General features: G+C 63.0%; 23 protein-coding genes. 2 read left to right on the top strand and 21 right to left on the bottom strand.

The window, feature by feature from the left end; genetic code table 11:
• Window positions 1-38: 38 nt before the first annotated feature.
• From ACTJKQ_RS12120 to ACTJKQ_RS12130, 3 genes are read right to left on the bottom strand one after another with little or no spacing between them, the layout of a single operon-like run.
• Window positions 39-440, bottom strand: coding sequence for a thioredoxin family protein (locus ACTJKQ_RS12120; RefSeq protein ID WP_440596939.1), 402 nt, complete (start codon window positions 438-440; stop codon window positions 39-41).
• A gap of 59 nt (window positions 441-499) precedes the next feature.
• The gene (locus ACTJKQ_RS12125) at window positions 500-1780 is read right to left on the bottom strand and encodes a c-type cytochrome (protein WP_440596940.1); all 1281 of its coding nucleotides are present in this window, start codon (window positions 1778-1780) and stop codon (window positions 500-502) included.
• A 14-nt stretch (window positions 1781-1794) separates the two neighbouring features.
• On the bottom strand, window positions 1795-2607 hold the full coding sequence (locus ACTJKQ_RS12130; protein WP_440596941.1) for a c-type cytochrome: 813 nt from the start codon (window positions 2605-2607) through the stop codon (window positions 1795-1797).
• Window positions 2608-2777: 170 nt separating this feature from the next.
• Here ACTJKQ_RS12130 and ACTJKQ_RS12135 point away from each other — a divergent pair, with 170 nt between their 5' ends.
• Both ACTJKQ_RS12135 and ACTJKQ_RS12140 read left to right on the top strand, forming a co-directional pair.
• Window positions 2778-4262, top strand: a complete 1485-nt coding sequence (locus ACTJKQ_RS12135) for a PLP-dependent aminotransferase family protein (RefSeq protein WP_440596942.1) — start codon at window positions 2778-2780, stop codon at window positions 4260-4262.
• Window positions 4263-4549: 287 nt separating this feature from the next.
• The gene (locus tag ACTJKQ_RS12140; protein ID WP_288851260.1) at window positions 4550-4900 is read left to right on the top strand and encodes a hypothetical protein; all 351 of its coding nucleotides are present in this window, start codon (window positions 4550-4552) and stop codon (window positions 4898-4900) included.
• A gap of 97 nt (window positions 4901-4997) precedes the next feature.
• Here the strand turns inward: ACTJKQ_RS12140 and ACTJKQ_RS12145 are convergent, their stop codons facing one another.
• From ACTJKQ_RS12145 to ACTJKQ_RS12230, 18 genes are all read right to left on the bottom strand, one after another.
• Window positions 4998-5726 (bottom strand): prepilin-type N-terminal cleavage/methylation domain-containing protein, encoded by a 729-nt coding sequence (locus ACTJKQ_RS12145; RefSeq protein ID WP_099730532.1) that lies wholly within the window; start codon window positions 5724-5726, stop codon window positions 4998-5000.
• A 36-nt stretch (window positions 5727-5762) separates the two neighbouring features.
• Entirely contained in the window at window positions 5763-7085 is a 1323-nt protein-coding gene (locus ACTJKQ_RS12150; RefSeq protein WP_440596943.1) for a prepilin-type cleavage/methylation domain-containing protein, read from the bottom strand.
• 8 nt (window positions 7086-7093) lie between these two features.
• Window positions 7094-8332 (bottom strand): type II secretion system protein, encoded by a 1239-nt coding sequence (locus ACTJKQ_RS12155; RefSeq protein WP_440596944.1) that lies wholly within the window; start codon window positions 8330-8332, stop codon window positions 7094-7096.
• Window positions 8329-10575: a hypothetical protein gene (locus ACTJKQ_RS12160; RefSeq protein WP_260667432.1), complete on the bottom strand. Its 2247-nt coding sequence runs from the start codon at window positions 10573-10575 to the stop codon at window positions 8329-8331. Before ACTJKQ_RS12160 ends, ACTJKQ_RS12155 begins: the two co-directional genes overlap by 4 nt.
• On the bottom strand, window positions 10572-11354 hold the full coding sequence (locus ACTJKQ_RS12165; protein ID WP_108497255.1) for a type II secretion system protein: 783 nt from the start codon (window positions 11352-11354) through the stop codon (window positions 10572-10574). Before ACTJKQ_RS12165 ends, ACTJKQ_RS12160 begins: the two co-directional genes overlap by 4 nt.
• Window positions 11351-11920: a hypothetical protein gene (locus ACTJKQ_RS12170; RefSeq protein WP_440596945.1), complete on the bottom strand. Its 570-nt coding sequence runs from the start codon at window positions 11918-11920 to the stop codon at window positions 11351-11353. The genes ACTJKQ_RS12165 and ACTJKQ_RS12170 overlap by 4 nt, the downstream gene beginning before the upstream one ends.
• Window positions 11921-12036: 116 nt before the next feature.
• On the bottom strand, window positions 12037-13308 hold the full coding sequence (locus tag ACTJKQ_RS12175; protein WP_056063918.1) for a type II secretion system F family protein: 1272 nt from the start codon (window positions 13306-13308) through the stop codon (window positions 12037-12039).
• Between the two features lie 22 nt (window positions 13309-13330).
• Window positions 13331-15076, bottom strand: coding sequence for a GspE/PulE family protein (locus tag ACTJKQ_RS12180; RefSeq protein WP_099730536.1), 1746 nt, complete (start codon window positions 15074-15076; stop codon window positions 13331-13333).
• Window positions 15060-16565, bottom strand: a complete 1506-nt coding sequence (locus ACTJKQ_RS12185; RefSeq protein WP_440596946.1) for an ExeA family protein — start codon at window positions 16563-16565, stop codon at window positions 15060-15062. Before ACTJKQ_RS12185 ends, ACTJKQ_RS12180 begins: the two co-directional genes overlap by 17 nt.
• The gene (locus ACTJKQ_RS12190) at window positions 16562-17572 is read right to left on the bottom strand and encodes a tetratricopeptide repeat protein (protein ID WP_440596947.1); all 1011 of its coding nucleotides are present in this window, start codon (window positions 17570-17572) and stop codon (window positions 16562-16564) included. Before ACTJKQ_RS12190 ends, ACTJKQ_RS12185 begins: the two co-directional genes overlap by 4 nt.
• Entirely contained in the window at window positions 17569-19371 is a 1803-nt protein-coding gene (gene mshL, locus ACTJKQ_RS12195) for a pilus (MSHA type) biogenesis protein MshL (RefSeq protein WP_099730539.1), read from the bottom strand. The genes ACTJKQ_RS12190 and mshL overlap by 4 nt, the downstream gene beginning before the upstream one ends.
• 132 nt (window positions 19372-19503) lie before the next feature.
• Window positions 19504-19992 (bottom strand): hypothetical protein, encoded by a 489-nt coding sequence (locus tag ACTJKQ_RS12200; RefSeq protein ID WP_233193774.1) that lies wholly within the window; start codon window positions 19990-19992, stop codon window positions 19504-19506.
• Between the two features lie 95 nt (window positions 19993-20087).
• Window positions 20088-21401, bottom strand: a complete 1314-nt coding sequence (locus ACTJKQ_RS12205; RefSeq protein WP_440596948.1) for a hypothetical protein — start codon at window positions 21399-21401, stop codon at window positions 20088-20090.
• A complete protein-coding gene (locus tag ACTJKQ_RS12210; protein WP_056063937.1) occupies window positions 21398-21901 on the bottom strand; it encodes a hypothetical protein in 504 nt (167 codons plus the stop codon). Before ACTJKQ_RS12210 ends, ACTJKQ_RS12205 begins: the two co-directional genes overlap by 4 nt.
• Window positions 21902-22882 (bottom strand): type II secretion system protein, encoded by a 981-nt coding sequence (locus tag ACTJKQ_RS12215; protein ID WP_369816978.1) that lies wholly within the window; start codon window positions 22880-22882, stop codon window positions 21902-21904.
• A gap of 6 nt (window positions 22883-22888) precedes the next feature.
• Window positions 22889-23722, bottom strand: a complete 834-nt coding sequence (locus ACTJKQ_RS12220) for a type II secretion system protein (RefSeq protein WP_056063942.1) — start codon at window positions 23720-23722, stop codon at window positions 22889-22891.
• 22 nt (window positions 23723-23744) lie between these two features.
• Entirely contained in the window at window positions 23745-24602 is an 858-nt protein-coding gene (locus ACTJKQ_RS12225; RefSeq protein ID WP_056063945.1) for a type II secretion system protein, read from the bottom strand.
• 678 nt (window positions 24603-25280) lie between these two features.
• Window positions 25281-26444 (bottom strand): Gfo/Idh/MocA family protein, encoded by a 1164-nt coding sequence (locus ACTJKQ_RS12230; protein ID WP_440596949.1) that lies wholly within the window; start codon window positions 26442-26444, stop codon window positions 25281-25283.
• Between the last annotated feature and the right edge of the window lie 12 nt (window positions 26445-26456).

Below are 26456 nucleotides of genomic sequence, written 5' to 3' on the forward strand. Positions count from 1 at the left end.
GTACGGTAGCCACCGCTGCCAGCCCGCAAGACCGCCCGCTAGGCGCGGCGTGCTGCGCGCACCCGCTCGAAAACGCTCTGGGCCTCGCCCCCCGCCCCGGCACTGCCGGGCGCCGCCGCCTGCAGGCTGGTCAACAACCGCGTGAGCACTGGCGCCTGCGGCAACAACGGGCCCAGGAACAGGGCCCGCTCGCCGTCGGCAATCAGCAGGGTGGGAAAGGTTTCCACATCCAGGTCCCCGACCAGATCGGATTCGTCTTCGATGTCCACCCATTCAAACCGCACGTCCGGGTGTGCACGGGCCAATTCGTCGAACAAGGGGCGATAAATGCCGCAGGTGCCGCACCACGCTGCACACAGGCACACGGCCCACCAGCCGCCAGGCGTGGCGGCACCTGGGCTCGTGGGGGCGGGTTCGGGCAGTGCGGCGGGACTGGACATCAAAAGGGCTCCTGGAGGGCCGCGCTGCGGGGCGGCGGGCGCAGGCCCCGGGCCTGGCGCTACATGCCGCGCCGCTCACGCGCGCGATAGACCTCGATGGTACCCACACCTGGCGCCTGGTTGCCCCAGCTGTTGCGCACAAACGTGGTCACCGCCGCCACCTCCTCGTCCGACAAGGTCTGCTGAAACGGCGGCATGCCGTGCGGACGCGGGTTGCCTGCGGTGGCGGGCAGGTAGCCGCCCTGCAGCACCACGCGCACCAGGTTGGTGGGGTCGGCCAGCGTGATGGCGCGATTGCCCGCCAGTGCAGGAAACGCGCCGGGCTCGCCCTGCCCCCGGTCGCCGTGGCACTGCGCGCACTGCTGCTCGTACACCTTGCCGCCCCGCGCCATCGCGCTGGCCGGGGGGGTGGCCACGGTGGCATGCGCCTTGCGATCCTGCTGCGGCAGGCCCTGCAGGTACACGGCCATGGCGCGCGCATCGGCGTCGCTCAGGTACTGCGTGCTGCGAAACACCACCTCGGCCATGGGGCCCAGCACCGAGCCCTGCGGGGCCACGCCGGTCTTGAGCAGTGCCACCACGTCGTCGGTGCGCCACTCCTTCACGCCCGCCTCGTGCGCCGCATTGAGTGCGGGGGCATACCAGTTCTGCACCGGGATCAACCCGCCGGTGAAGGCCTTGGCGTCCGACGTGGCGCCCAGCGCATTGCGCGGCGTGTGGCAGGCGGTGCAGTGGCCCAGGCCGTTGACCAGATAGGCGCCCCGGTTGTATTCCGCCGTCTGCGTGGGTTCGGCGCTGGGCGCTCCGGGTGCGAAGAACAGCGCACGCCACACGGCCAATGCCGCCTGCGTGTTGTACGGAAAACGCAGCGCATGGGCGCGGTTGGCGTCGGGCGCAGCGGGCACGCTTTGCAGATAGGCAAAGATGGCGTCCGAATCCTCGCGCGTCACCTGCGTGTAGTTGGGGTATGGGAAGGCCGGGTACAGCAGCCGCCCGTCCTTGCTGCGGCCATGGTGCATGGCACGCCAGAACTCGGCCGAGGTCCAGCTGCCAATGCCTTGCACCCTGTCGGGCGTGAGGTTGGAGCTGTGCACCACGCCAAAGGGCGTCTCGATGCCTCGACCACCCGCAAACGGCGCGCCGCCCTGGGTAGTGTGGCAGGCCATGCAGTTGCCGACGCGGGCCAGGTATTCGCCGCGCTGCACCAGCACGGGCGTGGATTGCAGCGTCTCGGCGGCGGGCAGCGGCTCTTCGCCACGCAGGTTCAGGGTGATCAGCACGGCGGCGGCAATGCCGAGCGCCGCCAGCACGGAAGAGAGGGTCCAGAGGATGCGTTTCATCGGTGCATCCCTTCTCAGCGTGCCGCTGCAGCAGCAACGGGAACCTCAGCCACACCGCCGCAGCGCGCCGGCATGGCGGCGGGCAGCGTGCGGGCCGGCTTGCCACCCGCCGCCACGGGCTGGGCGGCCAGCCAGGCCGAGACCGCGCTCACGTCATCGGGCGTGAGCTGGCGGGCAATATCGGCCATGCAGTCGGGCACGTGCGCGCGGCGCTGGCCGGTCTTCCAGGCGCCCAGCTGGCTGTTGAGGTAGTCACGCGGCAGGCCCAGCAGGCCGGGGATGGACGGTGCCACGCCCGTCATGGCCGCCCCGTGGCAGGCCACACAGGCGGGAATGCGGCGCGCCGCGTCGCCCTGCTGCACCAGCTGGCGGCCCTGCTCCAGCGCGGCGGCGGGCGCTTGTGGTGCAGGTGGCGGTGGGTACGGCAAGTCGAGCGCGGCAAAGTGCTCGGCCATCTCGCGCAGGTAATCGTCCGTCAGGTGCTCGATGAGGTAGCCCATCTGCGGGTAGCTGCGCCGCCCGTCTCGAAAGTTGAGCAGCTGGTTGGTCAGATAGCCCGCCGGCTTGCCAGCAATGCGCGGAAAGTAGCCGTCGGGCGTGGCACGGCCTTCCTTGCCGTGGCAGGCGGTGCAGGCCAGTACGCGTGAAGACATGGAAGACGCGGGCACCGTGGCCGCAGTGGATGCAGTGGCCACCGGGGTTGCAGGGGTGGCGCTGGCAGGCACCATCTGGGCCACAGCGCCAGCGCTCAAGGCCAGCGCCAACAGGGCAGTGGCCGCAGGCAGGCTGAGAACGGGGCGCAGCAAGCTGCGCAGGCAATCGGTCATGGGGATCTTTTTGTCCGGGAAAGAAACGGTTGGGTGGCCCACAGCGGCCAAACACGCAAGGCGTGCGCCCACACAGTCCGCCACTCTACGCCCGCCCCCAAAAACAGTACAGATTCAGTTTCGAGTTAAAAATACAGATCAGTTTGCCCTGCATCAACCCCGCCCTGCCCATGAAGCGCTACGAACGCCACGCCGACGCCATTGCCCAGCTCATCCACAGCGGCGCCCTGCGCCCGGGCGACCGCGTGCCCTCGGTGCGCGAGGCCAGCCGCACACGGGGCATCAGCCCGTCCACCGTGTTCGAGGCGTATTACCTGCTGGAGGCCCAGGGCCTGATCCATGCGCGCCCGCGCTCGGGGTACTACGTCAGCGCCCGGCTACCAGGTACGGCCGAGGTTCGACCCGCGGAGCCCCAGCCCTCGCAGCCCGCCGCCATCTCCACCGGCGTGGCCATCAGCGACCTGGTGTTCGAGGTGCTGGGCCTGGCGCGCGACCGCGACCTGGTACCGCTGGGCTCGGCCTTTCCAGGGCTGGAGCTGTTTCCACTGGAGCGCCTGGCGCGCTGCCTGGGCAGCGGCATGCGCAAGCTCGACCCTTGGACCATCGTGCAAAGCCTGCCTCCCGGCGACGAACGCCTGCGCCAGCAGATTGCACTGCGCTACGGCGTGCACGGCATGGCGGTGGATATGGAAGAAATCATCATCACCAACGGCGCCATGGAGGCGCTCAACCTCTGCCTGGAGGCCGTCACCCAGCCCGGCGATGTGGTGGTGGTCGAATCGCCCACCTTCTACGCCGCGTTACAGGCCCTGGAGCGGCTGAACCTGCAGGCGCTGGAAATCGCCACCCACCCGCGCGATGGCATCGACCTGGCGGCGTTGGCGCAAGCACTGGAGCGGCAAACACCCCACCAGCCCATCAAGGCCTGCTGGCTCATGCCCAGTTTTCAGAACCCGCTGGGCAGCCTGATGCCCGAGGACAAGAAGCGCGAGCTGGTCGCCCTGCTGGCGCGCCACGGTATCCCGCTGATCGAGGACGACGTGTATGGCGAGCTGCACTTTGGCCCCCAGCGCCCGCCCCCAGCCAAGGCGTTTGATACCGAGGGGCTGGTGATGCACTGCAGCTCATTCAGCAAAAGCCTGGCGCCCGGCTACCGGGTGGGCTGGGTGGCGGCGGGCCGCCAGGCCAAGGCGGTGCAGCGGCTCAAGCTCATGACCACGCTATCGGCTGCCACGCCGTCACAGCAGGCGCTGTCGGAATACCTGGCCCAGGGCGGCTACGACCGGCACCTGCGCCAGCTGCGCCGCAGCCTGGCGGAGCAGCAGGCGCTGGCCCTGGCGGCCGTAGCGCAGCACTTCCCACCCGGCACCCGCGTATCGCGGCCTGAGGGTGGGTACTTCTTGTGGGTGGAGCTGCCGACTGAAGTGAACGCGCTGGAACTGCACCGACTGGCACTGCAGCAGGGCATCAGCCTCGCGCCCGGGCAGATCTTCTCGGCCGACCAGCGGTTTGCGCACTGCGTACGCATCAACTACGGGCATCCAGCGCAGGGGCGGCTGGAACCAGCACTGCGCACCGTGGGCCAACTGGCCACGGGCTTGGCGACCGCCGCGACAGAGAGACCGGCGCGGCCAAAAAGACTATCAAAACAATAGCTACAAAGACATACCGACCTAGCGCACAGGCCGATTTTCATCAAAACCCTGGCCCCAAACCCGGCGTGCAACCCCCTCGCCCGACCACACTGCATCGCACCACCCAACACACGCTGCGCCTGCCTTGCACCAGGCTGACATCCCACGCACCGCGTTGGAAAAGCCCAACCTCGGGTTCTCCCGCAGCAGGCACGGCGCTTGCAGCGGCATACTGGCGCCCGCCCATACCCTGGGCAGTGCACCACGGCGGACCACCCGCCCCGCCCTCCAACCCAATGCCCAGCACCATGGCCGCACCCCAGCATGTTCCGTTTGTGACGGTGGAAGACGAAGACGACTGGGTTATCTCGTTCGCCCTGGGCCCCCGAGGGACCGACCGCCTCACCCTCGTGCGCACCCCCCACCTTGAATTCATGCTGCGGCCCGAGCAACGCGGCGTGTCGGTAGGTGCCGAGGCTGGCCAGCGCCCAGCGCTGCTGGTCGCGGTGCAATGGGGCCACAAATGTGTGGACGTAGTGTCCACCGCCAAGCGCTACAGCCTGGACATCAGCAAGGTGGACAACGCCACTTGCAACGCGGCGCTGCGCGTGCTGGGCAAGATGAACTTTGACCAGCGGTTTCAGCTGGCAGAAGCTTGAGGACCGAGGGTTTAATCGTTCAAAGCGACGACACGCCAAATACCCCTGCCCCACGCTACCGCCACCGCGCCAAGCGTTCGCGGCTCGCGCACGGAAATCAGCGCATCATCTGAAAAAGCGCCGTGGTGATGGCCACCTGCGATTCATCCAGCGAAGTCACTGTGGTGGACCCAAATGCCATCCGGTCATCAATGGGCCAGGCTTGGCCATTGAGTTCAGCGATGGAATTGGCGAAGGAGATATCGCGCCAGCGCCCAAAACGCGCATCACTGCGTCCGTCGATCTGCTGGTCCAACGCAGCCGCCAAGGAAAACGTCACACCACGGACCACCATGATGTTGCGCTTGCGAGATACAAACACTCCCCCGGTGGCGCCAGGCTCAGCCCAGTCACGGCTTTGAAAACACACCCGCACTTCCTGCGGGTTCCCATTGCTGTCCAGATACACATAGCGGTCCTGCTGGCCCTCGGTACGGCCCGTGGGCAGGCGGATACCGGCGGCCAGAAATGCATTGATCATGTCCGCACCACACAGCTCTGTACCGGGCGTGGCAGCGTTTCCATTGACCTGCCCTGTGGGCGCGGTCGGGTTGTCACCGGGTGGGTAACCCACACCGTTGAAGAAACCTTCATAAGCGAGTTGCCAGCCCTGGATGAAGTCGGTGGACAGCCGCTGATTGGCGGCAGAACGCTGCAAATCACGACCAACAGCAACGGCACCCAGCAACAAGCCGATCACGATCAGAACGACGCTCAGCTCGAGAAGCGAAAAACCACGTTGTCGACGCGAGGCAGCGCCGTGAGGGTGAATGTGAAATGGGGTCATGGTGCGTCACTCAGTAAACGTCGGTCATCAAATTCATCAGTGGCCAATGGCGTCAGCCCGCAACGCGTTGGTATTAATGTCTCGTGACAATTCGGTCATTGCCGTCGTGCGTGTCGCGAAGCCATCAAAAACATCCTCAGCTTCTGCAAGAGAAAGCGCAGCATCCACCACAGCGGCCGCAGCCGCAATATCGCTGGCCACAGCCAATCCGATGCCCACAGCCGCCAGTGCTATCTGAAACGCACGAGCGCCCACAGACATGGTGGTATCTGCCACGGCGGACACCATCTCCTTCGCGGCATCTAGCGACCCAGCAGCTGCAGAAAGCGCTCCGGCCGCCGCCGCGGCAACATCAGCACGAGCCAGCACCACAGCGATGTAGAGTTGATCACGGTAGTCGTACATGGCACGCTCCATCACAAAAGCTCCCGTGGCTACGTTGAAATGAGCGTGTGAAATGGCGGACAACGCTGCCCCACATTGCAGCTCTGCAAACAGCTCGGTGTGACTCGCGGCCAGCACGATGTCATCGTACTGTTCGGTTACAGCCTGACTGGGCGAAGCGAAAGTGGGGTCAGCGTTGGATGCAGTGGCATTGGCGCCGTCAAACGCCTGGCCATTGCCTTGGGCATCCAACAGACCTGGCGCGGCGATCACGAAGGCGGCGGTGCGCCGGGTTGCTCCGACCTGGGTGGCCAACCGGCCAGCAGGAGCCACCAAAGCATCGCTGGCGGTGTTCAGCGCCAGGCAAATGTCAATGAGATTGACCGCATTGACTACACCCAATGGACAGGCCGGGTCACCGGCAGCATCGCAGGCTGGGTTCAGTGGTGCCGCATCGTTGCCAGACTGGGTAACTCCCAACACGCTGTTCAAGCTGGACAGCACTTCCGGAATGGGAGGCGCGTTTGGGTTGGGGGCCGCTGTGTGGTTCTGGGGTTTGGGAGATGGGGTGCGTACACGCAGCGGGTTCATGCGGTCGCGAGCCACCGCAAGGTCCCGGTCCGAAGGAGCGGCAACCATCGTGGCACCTGAAGGCTCACGGTATACGCCGTACCGCAAACGTCCTGCCTCAGGGCGCGGAAGGTTCAACGTACGCCAAGGGAGATAGCCCACCTGGCGAATCACGGCACCATCCGTGCAGGACTCCACGCCGTTAGCATCCGCAGCCGGGCATGGCAACCTGTAATGAGAATGCAGATAACCCAGCAGTGCCTGGCGCGACTGCTGTTGCGCGTCCATTTGCACGGCCGCCACGCGATGCCGCTCTGACAACTGCCAGAAGATGACTGCACCAGGCAATATCAGCCCCAGAGCCAACAACACCAGCGACAGCTCGACCAGAGTGAAACCCTCCATACGGTGTCTCATGGGTTAAGCCCTTTCTCATCCAGCCGGTTCGCCGCCGTCAGCGCTTGGGTAAAAGTTTCAAACACCTCGATCACATACGCCCGCGACGCGAGTTCCTTGTCTTTGGAGTCTTGCAGTGCCTTCTGGGCTTCAATGAGATCGTCCGCCGCAAAACCCACCTCTACAGCTGCGGTGACCACATTGGCCGCAGACAGAACTAGACCAAAAATCGTGATCCCCTCGGTGTTGGCGGCTGAAGCGACGGCCAGTGCCGCGCTGCCGGCGGCCAGAGCAGCGTTCATGGCCGCCATGATGACGCCCGTTTCTGCGGCCTCCAGGGCTGACTGTGCCTGCTCAATGTCGAAGACCCGCAAAGACCAGTATTCCTGCACCACTCGCACGTTGTCATAAGCGGTGTAGGCCCCCTGCGCGGCAGCCTGCATAGCACCCAGACGCGACACGCACCCAATGCGGGACGCAAGGTCGCCCGCGCCAACAGCCACGGACAGATCATCGAAATTGCTGTCCTGCGCGCGTCCGGGCATATCGAATCTGAACCCCGCTGCACCTCCCGGCACATTGCTGCCCTCAAACACGCCACTCACCCCCGGGTGCGCGATCACAAACGCGACCGGAATACTTGCGGTGAGATTGCCCGCAGTGAGGACACCCGCCGCCGTGGGATTGGCCGCAAGACGGCGCACCACACGGCACCAGTCAAGGCCATTGATAACGGCGCGCCTGCCATTTGCTGCCGTGATGGCGCCCGTCAACGCGGCTGCAGCAGCGTTGACGCCCGCATCGGTTGACAAAGCCAGCACCGGAATAGCGGGGGTGTAATTGATGTTGAGATCAGGGAAAGCGGAGGCCGTCGGCGCACTGGCGAGATCCAGCGAAGCACCGCGATTGACGCCATAGTGCAACTGGCCCATGCGACTAGGTAACCCCAGAGTGCGCCACGGCAGCAAGACCGCAGCAGCGCTGGTGTTGCCACAGTCTTCTGTGCCATTGGTGCCGGATGCGGCGCAGGGCAGCCGATGATTGGCGAGCACAAAGCCTTCCACCGCTGCTTGGGCTTCAGTCAGCTGCCCCATGATGGCAGTGCGATCCATAGGAGCACGCGTGTCGGCCACCCATCGCCAAGTGATGATGCCAATCACCCCGACGATTGCCATGGCAACGCCCAGCTCCACCAGTGACAACCCTGTCTGGCGCAGGCGCGAAGGTAATTGCGCGTCCGCTCTCATGAACATCATCGCGTCCCTCCCTTGCGATCTACATCCGCCAAGATGGACTCGGCTTGCTCGGGTGTCATGGGCACTACGGCCGAGCCCGTGGCGTTGCAGGGCGGCGGGTTATTGACACGGTTTTGCGCCTCCAGCAACCGGGCATCGGCCGTGGCCTTGCGATCTTGCGCTGCCGCCAGACGTTGATTCAGAGCATCCAGCTCTTTTTGTAGCTTGACGGGTTTAAGGTACTTGGCGTCGGTGCTCGGGCTGGTCATCGCGCCCAGTCCAAAAAGGTCGACCAGCGCGGAGCCCAGTTGGCCCACGCTGTTGATATTGACGTCGCCAGCCTGACAGGCGGTCGTGCATCCATAGGCAACCACGGCCCCGCTGCTGTTGTAGATGTTGTAGCGGGCCGTGCCGTTGACAAAGTTTGAAATGGCACTTTGGTAGCTCGTCTGCGCCGTGGAATAGGCAGCGCTGGCAGCCGTTTGCGCAGCAACGGCGTTGTCCAGTGCCGTCTGTGCGCTGGCCAGTTCAGCCACAGCTTTGTCTCGCACGGCCGTGAGGCCGGCTACATCACCAGCCAATTTGCGCTCCGCATCCTTGCCGTCACGCTCATTCTGAAGGTCTGTCTTGTTGGGCGGATTGGTGGCAATGAGCAAGTCCAGTGCAGCAATCTCGCTATTCAATCGGGCGAGAGTGCCCGGTATGTCTGCCAGCATTGCGTTGTACTTGGCGACCTCGGCCGCCCAGCGATCACGCAGCTGCGTAGCCTGCGTGACCTTGGAATCGGCGGCAGCGCTGGCGTACGATGTACTGCCCCAGGTACCGGCAGCAGCCAGCAAGGTGTTGAGCAATCCGTCGATCTGCGAACTGGCTTGGCCATTTCGAATCAGGCTGGTCAGACTGGTGACGGCGGCAGTTCGCTGCGCGATGGCGGTATTGAGTTCTGCCGTCTTGTTGTTGACAGCCGTAGTCGCGGCGGCCAGTTCGGCATTGGCATCCGTCACCTCCTGCTGCGCGATGGACAGCATGAGGTTGTTCACCGCCGGATCCATGGGAGGGCATATATCGTTAGCCGTGGCACTACTATCGGCCAGCGTCAAAGCTGTACCGGCAATGCCAGCCGCCACTGCATTGGCAACCACGGCAAGACCGTTGGCGATGATGACGCCCCCCGCCAGCCCAATCGCTACAGTGTGCTGGGGTGCGGCCGCACAGGCATTGACCGCCAACCCCAGCGACGCCGCACAGATGGCCCACTCTGCGGCGGCGTTGCCAGCATCAGAAGCCCCCTCTGCCACGGCCAGGGCAATCTCCAGAGACGTCATGATGGCCGCCAAAGTGCTGAAGGCAACCGAACGACGGGCAGACGAGATGTTGTCGGCACGCATCTCAGCTACGTCTCCGGCCACATCATGGGCCAGAGCTACTGTGTTGATGGAATCGATCAAAGGGCGGCAATGAAAAGCCGACAGCAGGCTGTCGTAAGACCGCTCCAGCACGATGTCGTTGTACCCCGCCAGGAGCGAACGCCGGTTCGGGTCTTCCATGCGGTTGACATTGGCTGCGGCATTGGAATTGGCGCCGTCAAATAGATCACCGTCACCATCCGCATCGTTGTTTCCCGGATGGGCCAGCGCATAGGCGATGGCGCGCGGGGTCGGCGCATTGACTTGAGCCATGGTGGGTAACATCGTCGCCCTGCGGCCGGTGTCAAGCCTTTGGCACAGGTCGGTCAACGTGAGGATGTCCGCTGGGTAAGGAGCTCCGCGCATGGCGAAAAAGCCGTCGGCTCCGTCGCTGTACTCGAGAGGAGTCCACGTATCCGTCAGCATCGTGAGGTCGTTGGCACCACCTTGGCGCTGAACGAGGTAGCGCAACTGCCCCACGTCCACTCCGGGGTCAACGCCTGCCATGCGAAGGGTCGCCGTTGGCAGCCATCCCTTTTGGGTAGCCGGTGCACCGCAATCCTGCAAACCGTCTCGATCAACGTCTGGACACGGCAAGCTGCGGGCTACAGTGGCATATGCAATCAACGCCTGATCAGCCTGTGCCAGGGCCTGACGTTCCTGGCGGGACGAATCCAACGCGGAACGTTCGCGCCATTGAAGGTAGCCCATCGTGGCAAGACCAGACATTACTGCGATGAGCAGCATCACTTGCAGCAGGCCAAATCCGCCTGCGCGGCGTGCAGCGCTTCGGAGCGGCAAGGAGAGACAGGTCGTAGACATCGGCAGCATGAAAGTGAAGGAGGGGATTGCCGTCAAGGCAGGCTCTTGCGCAACCACCCTGCCAACTGCGCAGGTGACTCCGCGATCACCACGTCATCCGACGCAAACCGCAGCGGCGCTGAAGGGCTCGCTGCGCACAAGCTGGTGAGAGTGTGAGGGGCATCCAGGCGGTTCCCGTCGCCGTCTTTGTCTTGAAGTGGCACCACCACCCAGTACGCTGCAACCATTACACGATTGGCAGCGCAATCAATGGCTCCCGCCGCACCGCCGTCACCTGTGAGATACGTGCGCGCTGACGACACTGGCTTAGTAGACGCATTGTTCAAAGCAACGATCAAGTCGGTGATGTCCCGATGCGTAGGCGCACCCAGCGAATCACCCGTTCGCTCCAACTCCACAGCCAGATCTGCGTCTTGTGCAGGCACGGCGAGGTTCGCTTCTCGGAAAACCGAATAGCGGGCACGCAGTCGATCCGTGGGCAATTCCAGACCGACGCTCACATAAGGAAACCAACCCAGCTGGACCCCTGATGCACACACTCCACTGCTCAGCGCCTCATATCCGTCAGGCGTGCTCGCAGGACATGGAAGCCGCCCATTGCGCAGTGCAAATGCCCGCAGAATCGACTGCAATTGCTCTGCCTCGGCTCGGCCACGTTCGATTTCCTGTTGTTCGGATACCGTCACGTACCCACTGAAAGCCGCCCAAGTCATTAGCCCCGCTACCACGAGCGCGATCGCCCCTTCGACCAGGGAAAAACCCCTCTGCGTGGCACGCTTGTGCAATGCGCCAGAGTAAGAACCACTGGAACTCATGGAGCTTTTACCTCAGGCGTGGGCTTGGGCATGAAGGCCTGCATGGCCTTTGCTTCCGCAGCCACGCGCTCGCCTATTGCACGCATTTCGGCGAGGATGGCTTCCTGTCGCGCTGCATCCTTGGGGGCCTTGCTTTTGGTGAGGACTTGCAGTTCTGCGTTGAGTTGCTGCAGTTTTGCGTTCTGGTCCAGCATCGTCCGCAGCGACTGGAAATAACGCGGATCGAAGCTGGGGCCGGACAAGGCCTCCAATTCATCCACCAACGCCCGCATTTTCTGCGGCGATGCCTGCGCCCCTTGAGCACTCAGCGCCCTGAATTCCGCGCGCACTTCCGCCAGGCGGCGGCGGCGGTCCTGCCCTGCCAAGTCTGCCTGTGGAATGCTCTGTGCTGTGCCCGGAGCCATGGAAGCCGCTGGGGCTGACGGCACGATCCGGGGGCTCGTCGTGCGAGGTGGTATTCCACCGACAACTGGCTCGGGATGCTTATCAGTTATCCATACACCGACGGCGATCGCGACCAACAGCAGCAGTCCTAGACTCGCACCTACCAAAACGGGCTTACGCATTCAGTCTCCTGCCCAGCAGAACGGGCAGGCCTCACCAGCATGAAAACTCTCAAACAAACCTATGCCAGAAACAGGGGTTGGAATGTCTGCGCGAAGTAACAACAAAGAACGTGACATCAGCCGCCTCCCATACTTTGAGTGACCGACTGCCGCACCAGGTCGTAAACAGGCAACAACAGCGCAACGATCAGGAAAAGAAACAAGCCCCCTGCAACCAGGATGATCAGAGGCTTGAGGATTTCCGCGAGCGACTTGACCAACACCTCGAGGCGCTTGCGATAGTCCGCTGCAAGGTGAGAGAGCTGCTGATCCAGGCTACCGGACTCTTCCCCCACTGAAATCATGCGCACTGCCATGGCGGGAAAACCGCCTACGCGCCGCATCGATGAGGACACGGACTCCCCGCGCGAAACCGATTCCGCCACATGGATGAGACGGGTGCGGTAGTAGCGGTTCTTGGTGGCCCGCCCCAGAACGCGCAGGCTGGACACCATGTCTACCCCCGCACGTACGAGGATCGAGAGATGCTCGGTGATATGTGCCATGCCGGAAGACACCAGCAACGTACGAGCAATAGGCAAACGGTGCATGAAGGTATAGGTTGCAAGCTGGAATCGCTCGGACCGTCTGAAGGCAATGACGCCGATCGACACCACGATGACCGTGACCAGCAGCACCCAGGGCAGATGGGTGGACAGCAAGTTCGCAAAGGCCACCAGCCCTTCTGTGATGGGTGGCAGTTTCGCCTGCAGCTGCTTGAACAGGCGCGCCATGTTGGGCACAACGTAGTAGATCCAGAAGATGGCGACGCCAATGATGGAGGCGAACACAAACGCCGGATAGATCAGAGCAGTCTTGATATCGCGCCGGATATTGATCATGCGCTCCACGTGCTCGGCGGCTTCGCCCAGCATACGGTCCAGAGTACCGGTCTGGTCCCCGATGGAGATCAGGTTGCGCACGGTCTCGGGGAACACATTGGGGTGCCGATTGAAAGCTTCGGTCATGCCCACACCCGCGTTCAGGTCGTCCAGCATGTTGCGTGCAACGGACGCCATGGCAGGGTTGCCAACACTGTGGCTTTCTTCCACCAGGGTGGTCAGCGCATCGAGGGCGGGAACGCCTGCGCGCATCATGAGGCCCAGGTCGCGAAGGAAGCCCGCAAGGTCTTCGCCGCGCACTTGCTTTCGGAACAGATGCAACAGCGCATCGGCCACCACTGCAAGCCAGGCAGGAAAACGCCAGAGGCTGATCACCGTGCCGTCAGTGTCGGCCTCCAGCCGCATGCGAGCCGATAAGTCGCGCTTGACTGCCAAGCGCAACAGACCCGAGCGCACCCCACCATGGGGCAGCAGTACGCGGTAGTAATAAGTGTTGAGATTGGCCATGCAGTGCTTCCGCTAAAGCGGCTCAGTCCTCGCCCACGGTGCGGAGGATTTCCTCCATCGTGGTCTCACCTGCCAACACGCGGTGTCGCGCCAACGTCAAGATGGGGCGCATGCCTGCTGCCAGTGCGCGTTGCCGCATTTCGGCCCGCGTGGCATCAGAGGCGATGGCGTCCGCCAGATCACGGTTGACCACCAGCATTTCGTACACCGGCAGGCGGCCCAGATACCCTGTGTCGCGGCAGTGATGGCAGCCGGCACCATGGAACACCTGCAGCATTTCGCCCGCAGCGCCCTGCCCCAGCCAGCGGCGCTCATCGTCAGTCGCAAGACGTGGCTTGGCGCAGTGTGGACAAATGCGGCGCACAAGGCGCTGGTTGATCACTGCCACCAGGTTTTCGGCAATCGTTTCCGTGTCCACGCCCAGCAGCTTGAGGCGAGGCATCACCCCAAAAATGCTGCCCACGTGCAAGGTAGACAACACCAGGTGACCTGTAGAGGAAGCGTCCAACGCAGCACGAGCAGTCTCAGAGTCCCGGATTTCGCCCACCAGGATGATGTCGGGGTCATGCCGAAGAAAGTGCCGCATGGCATTGGCGAACTCATAGCCCGCACGGCGGTTCACTTCGGTCTGGCAGGCGACCGGGACGCGGTACTCCACCGGGTCCTCCACGGTCAGCACATTGCGCTCAATCAAGGGCTGCATGCGCAGCGCGGCATGCAGCGTCGTGCTCTTGCCTGAGCCGGTAGGGCCCGTGATCAGGATGAGGCCGTGCGGACGCGAGAACGCCTTGGCCATGACGGCGACATCCTCCTCCAGAAAACCGAGGTCTGCCAGCTTGTCCAGGTTGCTGCGCTCGGGCAGCAAGCGCAGCACCATACGCTCGCCAAATTCGGAGATCAAGGTGGAGACACGGATGGTGAAGTTGTGCTCCATCACCTGTGCCGTAAAGCTACCGTCCTGGGGCAGGCGCTGTTCGCTGGCATCCATGTCAGCCTGCAGCTTGACGTAGACCACCAGACGGTCCAGGGCCGGCGAGAGCGCGAACACCGGACGCAAAACGCCGTCTACGCGCAGCAGCACCGAACGGCTACGCGCCGTGGGCGCCAGATGGATATCCGTCGCGCGTTCGCGCACCGCCAGGTGGAGCATGTGTTCCAGCAAACGGGCGGGGCTGTAGGCACGATCCACATCAGCTTCGAGCTTGCGGACCTCGCTCTCGATCAGGCGTGCCGGCGGGTGCTCTGCGAAGTAATAGTGCTGCTGGATGGCCTGGGCAACACTATCGAATTCACCTTGAAAAAAATGGCATCCCTTGCCCAGCTTGCGCTGCACAAGTTCGGTCACCGTATCAGGCTGTGCGTCGCCAAGCACTACCTCGATCAGGCCTTCGTCGTTTTCCCGCACAGGCAGGAAGCCATAAGTCAGGCACAACGATCGGTTAAAAATGCCGGCTACGGCCGTATCGGGCTCCGGCATTTCATCGGCGTTGACAAAGCGAAGTCCGCGCTGGCCAGCAAGCTGGCGTGCGACCTCGTTGGCACTTGCGAAACCCAGCTCCACCAGAAGGTTGCCCATAGGCACCTTCTCGATCTTCTGTTTTTGCAACACATAGTCGATGGCGACTGCAGATACAAGGCCGGCATTGACCAATGCAGCGCCCAGGGAAGGACTCTTGTCACGCAGCACCGCCAGGCGATCCTCGGCCGTAGGGCCTGCGGGCTGCAACTGGCCCGAGGCCTCTAGCAATGATTCAGCGGGGGGATGCATCCTGATGCTCCAGAAGTAAGAAGGTCAGTTCGTCGGGCTTGCCAGTCGGCGGCAGACCCTGCTGCAGTTGAAAGCGGGCGAACGCCTCTCCAGTCTTCGAACCAAAAAAACCGTCGTCAGGCTCACGCTTGTCCAGAAGGCCCATGCCCTTGAGTTTGCCCTGTACCTTGCGCGTGACCTGCTCGGCGGCCTCGATGTTGCGCGTGTTGTTGCGACTCAGCCATGCGACCCAGGACTCCTTGTCCACACTGAAGCGGCACAGGCGAGTCGACGGTTTCAGGCTGTCGGCCATGCCATCGGGCAGGCGGTAAACATGCACCACCTCGTCAGCAGCAGCTGCCGCCTTGAGCTGGTTTTCACAGGCTTGGCGAGCAGGTACCGCAGCCGCAGGCTGCGCCTTGGGTGTCGGTGCAGTCGCCACGAAGGCGGTCGCAGAGCTGCCATTGGGCGGTAATGCTGAGGCCTCGCCCGACACCGTTGGCCGAACTACCTCGGGGGCGGGAGCTGCCACCACGGGGGCTGCTGGCGATACATGCTCGCTGGGTTGGGTAGCCAACCCCCAGCTGGCCAACGCGACTGTTGCTGTCGTGCCCGCCAGCAGGCCAGCGAGCACCCAGGCCTTGCGACCGCGATGGCCACCAGTCACCTTGGCGATCACTGCGGCTTCATCCCCCAATGCAGGCAGATCGGCCACCGCACGCTGAACCAGGGGCTCGGTCACCACAGATGCCCTGGTACTCGCCAAACCGTACAGACAACGGTCCAGCACCAAGTGAATGCGTCGCAGGTTTCCCTGCGTGGCGCGGTGCAAAACGTCCGCTGCGGCAGGTTCGATGGAGAGACGCCCCTCTGCGCCCGCAGCGTTCACACGAAAATCGAAGTAACGGGTGACTTCATCCTTTTGCAGACCCGACAGCCGAGCGTGTTTGATGATGCGACTCTTGAGCTGACGCAACTCCGGCGTCGCCAGGGTTTCCTCCAGCTCGGGCTGTCCGACCAGCAGGATCTGCAACAGCTTTTCCTGGCCGGTTTCCAGATTGCACAACAAGCGCACCAGCTCGAGCGATTCCACACTGAGGTTCTGCGCATCATCGATCACCAGCAAGCTGATCTCGCCTGCCTGGTGCCCCGCGATCAGGAACTCGGTCAGTCGCGCCAGCCCCTGCTCTACGGAGTCCGAAGGCGGCAAACCGAAGTCAGACTGTATGGCAGACAACAGAGCACTGTCTTGCAAAAAGGTGTTCAGGATCAGCGCCGAGTGGCAGTTCTTGCCACTGAGGGTGTCCAGCAGGCGCCGCACCAAAGTACTCTTGCCCAGCCCGACTTCTCCTGTCAGAAGAACAAAGCCCTTGCGCGCCTCGATGCAGTGCACGATCTCCGCGAAATCCTCCTCCAGCTGAGGCGTGAAGAAGTACGAACCCGCATCCGGCGTCGGCGGAAACGGGTTGCGTGACAACCCCAGCGTGGCATAGATGGAATTGGCCGTCATTGGCGTGCAGCAGGGGTGAACTGGGCCAATGCGGCCCGCAACGCAGCCGAATCTGGTTGCAGTCGCGATGCGGCATCAAGGGTTGCGCGGGCTTCTTCAGTCTTTTGCTGGCGCGACTGAATGCTGGCCAGGTTGATGGCAGCTTCTTCATCGCCAGGCAGCCGCTCAAGAATGACGCGATAACCGTCTGCAGCAGCAGCATCGCGGCCGGCGCGCAGGTCAAACCAGGCTTGCGCGCGCAACAGTCCCAAAGACCCTGCCGGCAGACGCTCCTTCAACGCAGCCAATTCACGTTCAGCATCGGCCGTACGTGACTCTTTCATGGCGGCGACGAAACGGGCAAAGCGCAGCTCCACCGGAGTGTCATCCACGGCCGGGGCCGTCGCCACTGCGGGCGCAGTCGCCGTATTGGAGCGGTTTGCACCATGCGCCTGTCGCATCGCACTGCTGCGGGTCACCGCAGCCGGTGCGGGCGTAGCAACACCACTGCGTGGGCTGGTTGCCACGACCATCTTGGGCGCAGCGGGCTCCATGGCAACAGCCGGAGCGGGAGTCGCTGACTGCACGGACGCAGCTGCGGGAGCAGCCAGAGCGACTGCTGGAGCTGGCACGGCAACAGGCGCAGGAACTACCGGTGCAGGAGCAGCAGCCATGGCAGAGTTGGCGGCCGCAGCAGGGTCAGCAGCGGATACCGTCACTGACGTTGGCAACGCCGCAGCAGGCGCAGCCGTTTCAGCGACGGGCGAAGCGACCGCCACCGGGGCTGGCGCTGCAGCGGGGGCCGGACTTGGCGCAGCAGCCATCGGCGCCGGCAGTGCCTTGGGCTTCATCTGGGTCTGCCAGACAAACCACCCCAGAATCCCTGCCCCCAACACGACGGCGAAAGCCAGCATGGCATCCAGCCATGCAGGACGGCCACGCACCGCCGCCTTGGAAGCCCTTGCCATGGCAGGCTTGGAATCTAGAGGCGCATCCATGGATTTCAGCGCGTCGTGGATGAGGCTCATAGCACACGCACCCGCAAGACGATCACCAGCTCGCGGCTTCCGTGCACTTTGTTCTCATTGCCGAACAGCTTGCCCAGCAAAGGCACGTCAGACACCCCAGGTGCTCCACGGTCGTTATTGGAGCTGCGCTGGTCGATCAACCCCCCGACCACCACCACGTCGCCATCGCCCACGTTCAAGGTCGTGGTCAGCCCCTTGTAGCTCACCTTGGGAAGGGAGACGAGGTTGTCTCCCCCCACAGCCACCAGTTGCAGGCTGGCAGGGTCGACATCGCTCTGCATGGGATTCAGCAATAGCTCGATGCGGCCATCGTCACGAACCATGGGCAGCACCCCCACCATGACACCGGAGAACACGGTGTCAGTCTGTACGCTGGAAGATGTAGTGGACGCACCGCCCCCAGGAACGGTTTGCGTGGATGCGGACTGCGACACGTAGCGCGAGCTAGTGCCAACGGACAGCAATGCAGGCGTGCCGTTGCGCACTTGCACGTTGGGATTGGACAGTACCTTCAGATTTCCGTAGGAGCGCAGTGCGTTGATCACAATGCCATAGTTGCTGCCTTGGTAAGACATGCCCAGTGCAGGCCCAGCCACGCTACCGATCAGCGCTGCGGGGATGGAAATGGCCCGCGAAGGGTAGCCCGTGCCGGCATTCGGCAACGTACCCGAGCTGCCACCCAGCTGCATGGGCGACGAACCAAAGCCTGCCGCCAGACGGCTGCGCAAGGACGTCCAGTCCACACCGAACTCGAAGTTGTCAGACAGCTGTACATCGATCAGCTGCGCCTCGACATACACCTGCTTGCCCAGCACCTTGTGCACCTGGGCCAACATCTTCTCGACGGCGCGCATCTTGGAGGGACGGGCTTTTACGTACAGCGTGCCAGTCATCTTGTTCAATGTGAAGCCGCTGTCTTCATTCATCGTGGCCAAGGGCGCCTGCGGCAACTGGGCGGGACGTGTTGGGTTGGCCCCACTCCCAATCCAAGGCGACGAGGACGAGCCCGGGGTCGTCATGGTCAGGTTCTGCTGCTGCATTTGCTGCTGCTGGGCCAGGCGGTCTTGGTGCGAGTCACCCAATACCGACTTGAGGGCGGTTTCGATTTCCAGGTACGGATCCGTACTTCCGCCGCCAGAGCCCGACATGGTCAGGCTGCCCTGTTGGGCACCAGATCCGCCGCCCCCGCTGCTCCCACTCCCGCTTCCGCCCCCGCCGCCCGAATTGGAGCTGCCGAAAACGTTACCGCCAGAGCCCATCTGGATGCTGGTCTTGGTGTTGAGAAAGTTCAATGAAAAGAACTTCTCCTCGGTAAGGTTCACGCGCAGCGTATTGCCACGGAACTCGCCAGCCACGTCATAGGTGCGCAGCACTTCGTTGAAGCCTTCACGCAGTGTCACCTGGCGCAAGTGCATGTCGGCAAGCTGCCCGCCCTTTAGCACATTGGGATCAACGATCAAGTTCAGGTTTCCTGCGTCGGCAAACGCACTCAAGATCTGGCTGATGCTGGCTCGGGACATGGCCACATTGATCAGCTTGCCTTCCAGCGGATCAAACACCGGGGCCACCGGAGCGATGACCGGTGCCGCTGCCGTCTTGTTGATTTCGGCCAGCAACATCTGCTGATGTACCAGCAAACGCTGGGCCTCTTGCGCAGCGTGCTCGCGCATCTGGTCTGCTGCAGTGGTATCTGGCGGCGGGAGGCTGGAAGCGCTGCGGGGCGAAGGGCTGGCGCAACCAGCCAGCACCAGGGCGGCACATACCAGCGCCAATGGCTTGAAAAATGGAGGATTGTTCATGTCGCTGTCCTTGGCGCTACTAGCGTGATTTCTTGAAATGGTCATGAGGAGAAGCCAACGGGAGCCCACAACGCGATGCACACGTCGAACCGCGAGTCACGTTGTCTTTCTGCTGCCGGCGGGCCTTCGTGGTCATGGCAAGCTCTTGATAGGGCCAGGTTGTCCGCCCGGCAGACCCGAGCGGAACTCCTGGGTATTAATGCTCGCCAGCGATCCGTCGGGCCAGCGCAGCGTTCCCACCCGCAGTTCCCCCTGAGGCAGCGTCAAAGTCTGACGACCCAGCCGCTCGGTAACCACCGCCTCGCTGGGGCGCACCTGCACAACACGCCCACCGCCCTCCAGCCGTGCACCCTGGCGTGCCAGTTGGCCGTCAATCACCACAGACTGCCGCTCAGAGGCCAGATCGTCCAAATGCAATGACAGGGAGCGGCGCGGCATTTGCACACTGCCCACCACATCACTGCCAGGCACTGGCAGCGCGATCAGACGCTGCGGATCGGTGCCTGCCGCCATCGTCTGCGCCTGGATGCGAGACATGGCGCCAAAGGCCTCGGTAACGCGCTCCTGATCCGTGCGCAAAGCGGCTGGCAAGGGCGCCAGCTCCACGGTCATGGGACGCATCGACGGAGTGCGCGCTTGAGTGAGCTGAAACACGCCATAGAGACCCCAGCCGAGCAAAAGAATGGCAAGCCCATTGAGAAGTAAAGCCGCGTATTTCATGGTTTCACATTTCCTGGAGCAGCTGCATTGGCCACCAGCTCATACGAGAAAGAACCTGGCAGCGTGAAGGTGGGATCCACTGCCCGGAGCGTCCAGCCAGCCGCTGCCATCTGGGAGACCCAGCGTGTCACAGAAGCCGAGGCACCGGGTGCGACCACGCCGTCTACACGGAAGGCTTTTTTACCGGGTTGTGCACTCCCTAAAGAGCTCGTCGTTTCCAGACGTACTCGCTGGATCCGAATGTCCTTGTTGGAGGCAGCTTTCAACACTGCCATGAACGCCACTGGGTCATGGCGCGCGCCCTCATCCAGCGTGCGCGAGAACTCGGCCACCGGCAGCAGCTTCCCCGGAGCTTCCACCAACGACACCGCCTGGATTCGGCTTTGCAGCGCCTCCAGCTCGGCGCGCTGGTTCATTCCCGCATTGCGCTGCTGATCCGCCAGTTGCCCGACCAGCACGCCCACAATGGCCAGAACGATGCCGACGAGCGCCGTTACCACGGTGATAGGAGCCACCCAGTGCTCGGCACGCCACGCCACCCGCTCCAGACTAGGATTCAGTGCATGGCGGCCTGCAGCCTTGCGCGCCAATGTCGGCATCACGGTATGTACCCGCTCAGCAGCCAGCGTCATCTCTTGCGCATGCATGATCACTGGCGCCCCGCCCACTACGCTGCGTACAGCTGCGAGGCAGGTGTCTACATCCGCAGGCTGCGTAGACCACAGCGTGCACCACTCCACAGCCTCCGCACCCAGCCGCATCAACAAGGTACTGTGGTTGCTGGTCAGCACCTGGGCCGCACTGGCCATGGCAGATGGCCCAGAACCCAGCGCCTGGGTAGAGCCAAAAACCATGCCTTCTTCGGATTGCACAAAACACATCAGCCGCCGCTGGGACAGCACGACGCGCGCACTGCCAGACGCCACGCCGTCACACAGGAGCCCGCCAGCCATCATCACCAGGCAATGGTCGTCCTGCTCCTTGGCCCATTGCGTGCAACGCTGCCACAGATCCAGCGAAATCGCCGAGAAGAACACCTGAAAGCCGCCCGGCAATTTGACCAGCCGGTGCACCACGACATGGGCCGCGCCTTCGACGAGGCCTTGCGTACGCACACGCTTTTCAACCAAAGCGGCTGCGTATTCGGTCTTGCCCTCGAAACGCCAGACGTCGGTATAGACGTCGTCCATGTCCAACACCACCAGCGCGCTGTGGGTCAGACGCGGCCATGCAGGAACTTCTTCGACCTGATGCCCGTGGCAGTGCAGCCAGCCGGAGCTGGCGACGCGATACACATGTTCTGCACTCATGGAGTCACCTTCGGCGATGGAGAGACAGACGCCGTCTGAAAGTGCAGCGTGCCCGTGACACCCAGCAAAAGCCCTTGGTCGCCGGGCATCGGGGGTTGGAACAGGCTGGCTTCAGGCGACACAGTAGCGATCTCGAAAACATCAGCCACGAAGATCTGCCCAGCTCCGCCACGACCCAGTTCACCCAGGAACTGAGCAGCCTCGACCCGCGTCGCGGGGGCTACGGCCCGGCGTAAGCGACGTTCACCCCATTGGGACGGGTCAAAGCCCATGCGTTCCACCTGTTGGGAAACGTCTTTGATAGAACGCACCAGTTGCTCGCGCCGCTGCACTTCAGGCACAAGACTGCGGGCGCTTTCGAGCCCCTGTTGCAACTGAGCGAATTGCTGGCGCTCCCAAGCCAGTTGCTTGAGACCGCGCTGCGCCAACCAGGCTCCACCGCCGAGCAGGGCAGTGGCCAGTGCCAGACAGGCCAGCTTGAGCGTACGGGTGCCGTTCAATTACTGCTCCATGATCCAGTGGGCGGTCAGCAAGATGACCTGGTCTTCGTCGAAAGTGCGGCCCCCGGCCGTGCCTCCCGCGTTCCCAGCGGCATTGACTACGGGCGAGCGCGCATCACTGGTGTTCATCTGGGTGCTGTTGCCGCCCACATTGATGGCAACGCCCTGCGTGTTGTTGGCCTCCCACTGGGTGCCGGGTGCATTGGCTTCGGTGGATGCCGTCTGCTGGGGGCGGCCCTGGATGCGGAAGCGGCCTTCGCGGGAATCCGGCTTGCCATCGATCACCTGGTCCATGAAACGCGCAAGATCGGGCGTCAGTCCACGAATCACCATGACGTTCCCCGCCCCGCTTGCGACGCCCGCGTTGTTGAACTGGAAGCAAACTTGCAGCTCAGCCGGGTTGCCATTGGAGTCGATGTAGAGGAAGCGGTCTTCGTGTCCTTCACCACGGCCAGGGGGCATACGCACACCAGCACGGGTCATCAGTTCGCGCAGGTTCAGTGTTGCCAGCGTAGTGTCGCCAGCACCGACCGTGTCTGCAGCGTAGCCCTGGCCAGAGCAAATTTTGCGACCACGGTCTGTGAAGCTGGCTGGAATGCCGGGAACAGCCATGGAACCCGCACGCGTACAAGCGTTGCCGCCGTTGATAGAGGTTTCAGAGCCATCCACCATGTAGGTTGGCGCCTGCTGGCAATCACCCACCACCACGCCGGTTCGCTGGTAGTACTGGTCGTAGGCCATCTTCCACTGATAGGCGAACTTGTTGACGGCCTTCTGGTATTCCGCATTGCGCTGGACGTCCTTGGCGATGGCCACGGCACCGATGATCAGGCCGATGACGGCCAGCACGATAGCCAGTTCAACCAGAGTAAAACCTTGCTGGACCTTGCGGCCCAGCCCACGAAACGAATGCATCTTTTTCATTGAAACCTCCGACGAGGGGAATAAGTTGTGTAAAGGGTCAAGGGTGAAACGGCTCAAGCCACATCACTGATTCATGCGATAGATGGCCGTGACGATGGCGATCTGGTCTTCGTCAAAAGCACGATCATTGGTCGTGCCGATCTGGTCACGGTTGGAGGCTTGCCACTCCTGCCCCGGCGCATTGGGATTGGTGCCGCCAGCGTTGTTCAGCACGCCCTGGCGACGGAAACGGCCTTCACGCTCATCCGGTTTTCCGTCGATCATTTGATCCAGCGCGCGTGCCAAGTCAGGCGTCAGGCCGGTGATGACCATCACGTTGCCCATGCCATCACCCACTGCATTCGCGGCAGAGCCATTACCGAGCGGCACGTTCCACTGGAAGCACACCTGGACTTCTTGCGGGTTGCCATTGGTGTCCAGATAGACATAGCGGTCTTCCAGACCTTCCGCACGGCCGGGAGGCATGCGGATACCGGCACGCGTCATCAGGGCACGCAGGTCAGGATCCGTACCAGCGGTGAATCCTCGCGTCATGCCCTGCCCTGCTGCCGCACGGCAAATGGCGTTGGGTGGCGTGACACCGGTCATGTCGCGGCCAGAGCGTGTACCAGCTGCCAGAAAACGCTCGCCGTTGACCATGTTCTGAGGGGCAGTCTGGTTGTCTCCCAGCACGACGCCCGTGCGCTGGTAGTACTGGTTGTACGCCTGCTCCCACTGGTCAATGAACTTGTTCTTGATCTTGGTGTACTCGGCGTTGCGCTGCACATCCTTGCCGATGGCCACGGCACCGATGATGAGACCGATAACTGCCAGCACAACCGCCAGCTCGACCAGCGTGAAACCCTGCTGACGCGTTGATGGCGAGCGGCGGGCCAGGTTCTTGAATACTTGGTTCATGATGTTGTTTTCCTCGCCCTGATTACTGGTTCATCTTGTAGATGGCGGTCAGGGTGATGACCTGCTCTTCGTCACGGGTGTTGCCCGCGCCGGTGGCCGTGGTGGCGCCCGCGCCGCGGCCGAAGGAGTTATTGGCAGACCATTCCACACCAGGCCCATTCGGCGTGCCGTTGGCAATGCCCCGGAGGCGGAAGCGACCTTCTTGCGCGTCAGGCTTGCCATCAATCATCTGGTCCAGCATGCGTGCCAGGTCGGGAGTCAGGCCAGAGATGACCATGACATTGCCCGAGCCCTCGGGTGTCGTGGGTCGGTTCCATTGAAAGCACACCTGGATTTCCTGCGGCGAGCCGTTGGTATCGGTGTAGACATACAGGTCTTCCTGCCCCTCTGCACGACCAGGCGGCATGCGGATGCCTGCGCGCGTCATGTAGGCACGAAGGTCATTCACATTGACCGTAAAAGGAGAGTCTGAGCGCATGGTCCCGGCTTCAGGATTGCGCGAGCAAACGGGGACTGGCTCGGAGCCGGCTGCGACCAGTGCAGCCATGTCACCACCCGAAGTGGGAGAACCCGCTGCTGCCACGTAAGCAGTCCCGTTCACCATGATGCGGGGCGCCGTCTGGCTATCGCCCACCACCACGCCGGTGCGCTGGTAGTACTGGTTGTACGCCTGCTCCCACTGGTCAATGAACTTGTTCTTGATCTTCGTGTACTCGGCATTGCGCTGCACATCCTTGCCGATGGCCACGGCGCCGATGATCAAGCCGATGACGGCCAGCACAACAGCCAATTCCACCAGGGTAAAACCACCCTGCGTCGCTCGGGAACCGGGAGAACAGTGTGCGCGCCGAGCAGGCAGGACGGAGAAAAGTGATCGCATGATTTCCTCAGGCGTTGAAAGAAGAGTGAGCGCGGAGATTACTAAACGTAACGAAAGTAAACAATTAAAAATTGGCGTCAGCGATCCACGCGTTTTGCATCCCTCAACTGCCTTGCGGCACTGCTGGCAACGCTTGCTTGGTGGCGTCCGACCCGCATCCCATCCATCTATTTTTTTGATATGAATCAATGGCTTACTGCCACTCTTTGTTTAATCACCAACTTCAGAAGATGGTGCGCAAGCATCGCGCAAGTGCCCTCGCTTAGCCATAGTGCGTATGTATTAGTGACACAACAGCAACAAAAACAAACAATTAGTCACCATTTCCAATAGCTCAGAGCTATTGGAAAAATAAGGGTTTTCCTGGCTCGGAAATTGAGGACATTCGGAGCTTGACGCTAGCCTTGGCATGGGGCTGGTCGAGCACAGACACGTGTACGAAGCCGCTCCGCAACGCAAGCTTGATTCAGCCAACCCAGAAGACTCCGCCGAAGGTCGGGATAGCGTTTATCGCGGCAACCCAACCTTCGGAGGGATACGCGACGAGCGCCCTCCGTCCAGGGCTGCGGCCCGTGCAGCCTAAATCAGAGTCGCATGCGAGTTGTGACTCTTATCAACGCTGTTTCATCGCTTTGATCGCAGGGCTACAGCTTCCATGCGCCGCGACGCGAGCGTTGCTCAGCGCAATGCCGTCCACTTCTGCTCACCGGCAGCAGAAGCCAACACCCGCTCGAGAAAGTGCACCCCACGCGCACCGTCTTCCACGCGCGGGTAGTCGGCGTGCAGGGGGTCGGCCGCCGTGCCTGCCTGCCGCGCGCGGATGTCGGCAGCAACACCCAGGTAGACGTTGGCAAACGCCTCGATGAAGGCCTCGGGGTGGCCCGCAGGAATGCGCCCTGCGCGGAGCGCCGCCGGGCTGAGCCAGGGCGAGCCGCGCGTGAGGATGCGGCGCGGGCCGTCCACGGGGGAGTGGATGAGCTGGTTGGGGTCTTCCTGCCGCCAGGTGATGGTGCCCAGCGTGCCGGACACCTGCAGGCGCAGGTCGTTCTCCAGCCCCGCTGCCACTTGCGATGCCACGATGAAGCCGCGTGCACCGCTGTCGTAGCGCAGCAGCAGCTGGGCGTCGTCGTCCAGCCGCCGCCCGGTGCCAAAGGTGGTGAGGTCGGCACACACCCAGGCGGGGTGCTGGCCGGTGACGGTGGCGGCCAGGTTTTCGGCGTGTGATCCGATGTCCCCCAGGGTTCCTGCGCTGCCGCTGCGCGCCGGGTCCAGCCGCCAATCCGCCTGTTTGTTGGCCCCCCCCTCTTCCACTGCCGTGGCCAGCCAGCCCTGGTTGTATTCGACGGTGATCTTGCGGAGTGTGCCCAGCGCGCCGCTTTGCACGAGGTGGCGGGCCTCGCGCACCATCGGGTAGCCGGTGTAGTTATAGGTGACACCGAACACGGTGCCCGCCTTCTTCACGGCGGCCACCAGCTCGTCGGCCTGCGCGCGGGTGTGCACCAGCGGCTTGTCGCACACCACATGGAAGCCCGCCTGCACAAACGCCAACGCCACCGGGTGGTGCACATGGTTGGGGGTGACGATGCTCACCAGGTCGATGCGCTGATGCGCCGGGCGGCGCAGTTCGTCGGCCAGCAGGTCCTGCCAGCTGCCGTGGTTGCGGTCGTCCGCCAGGCCCAGCTCGGCGCCGGATGTGCGCGCCCGCTCGGGCGATGACGAGAGCGCACCGGCCACCAGCTCGAACTGGCCGTCGAGCGCCATGGCCTTGCGGTGCACCGCGCCGATGAAGGCGCCGTGGCCGCCGCCCACCATGGCGTAGCGGAGCTTTTGGGGACTGGACATACGAAACGCCTT

The organism is Acidovorax sp. 22279 (assembly GCF_052045435.1).
Classification (GTDB): domain Bacteria; phylum Pseudomonadota; class Gammaproteobacteria; order Burkholderiales; family Burkholderiaceae_C; genus Acidovorax; species Acidovorax delafieldii.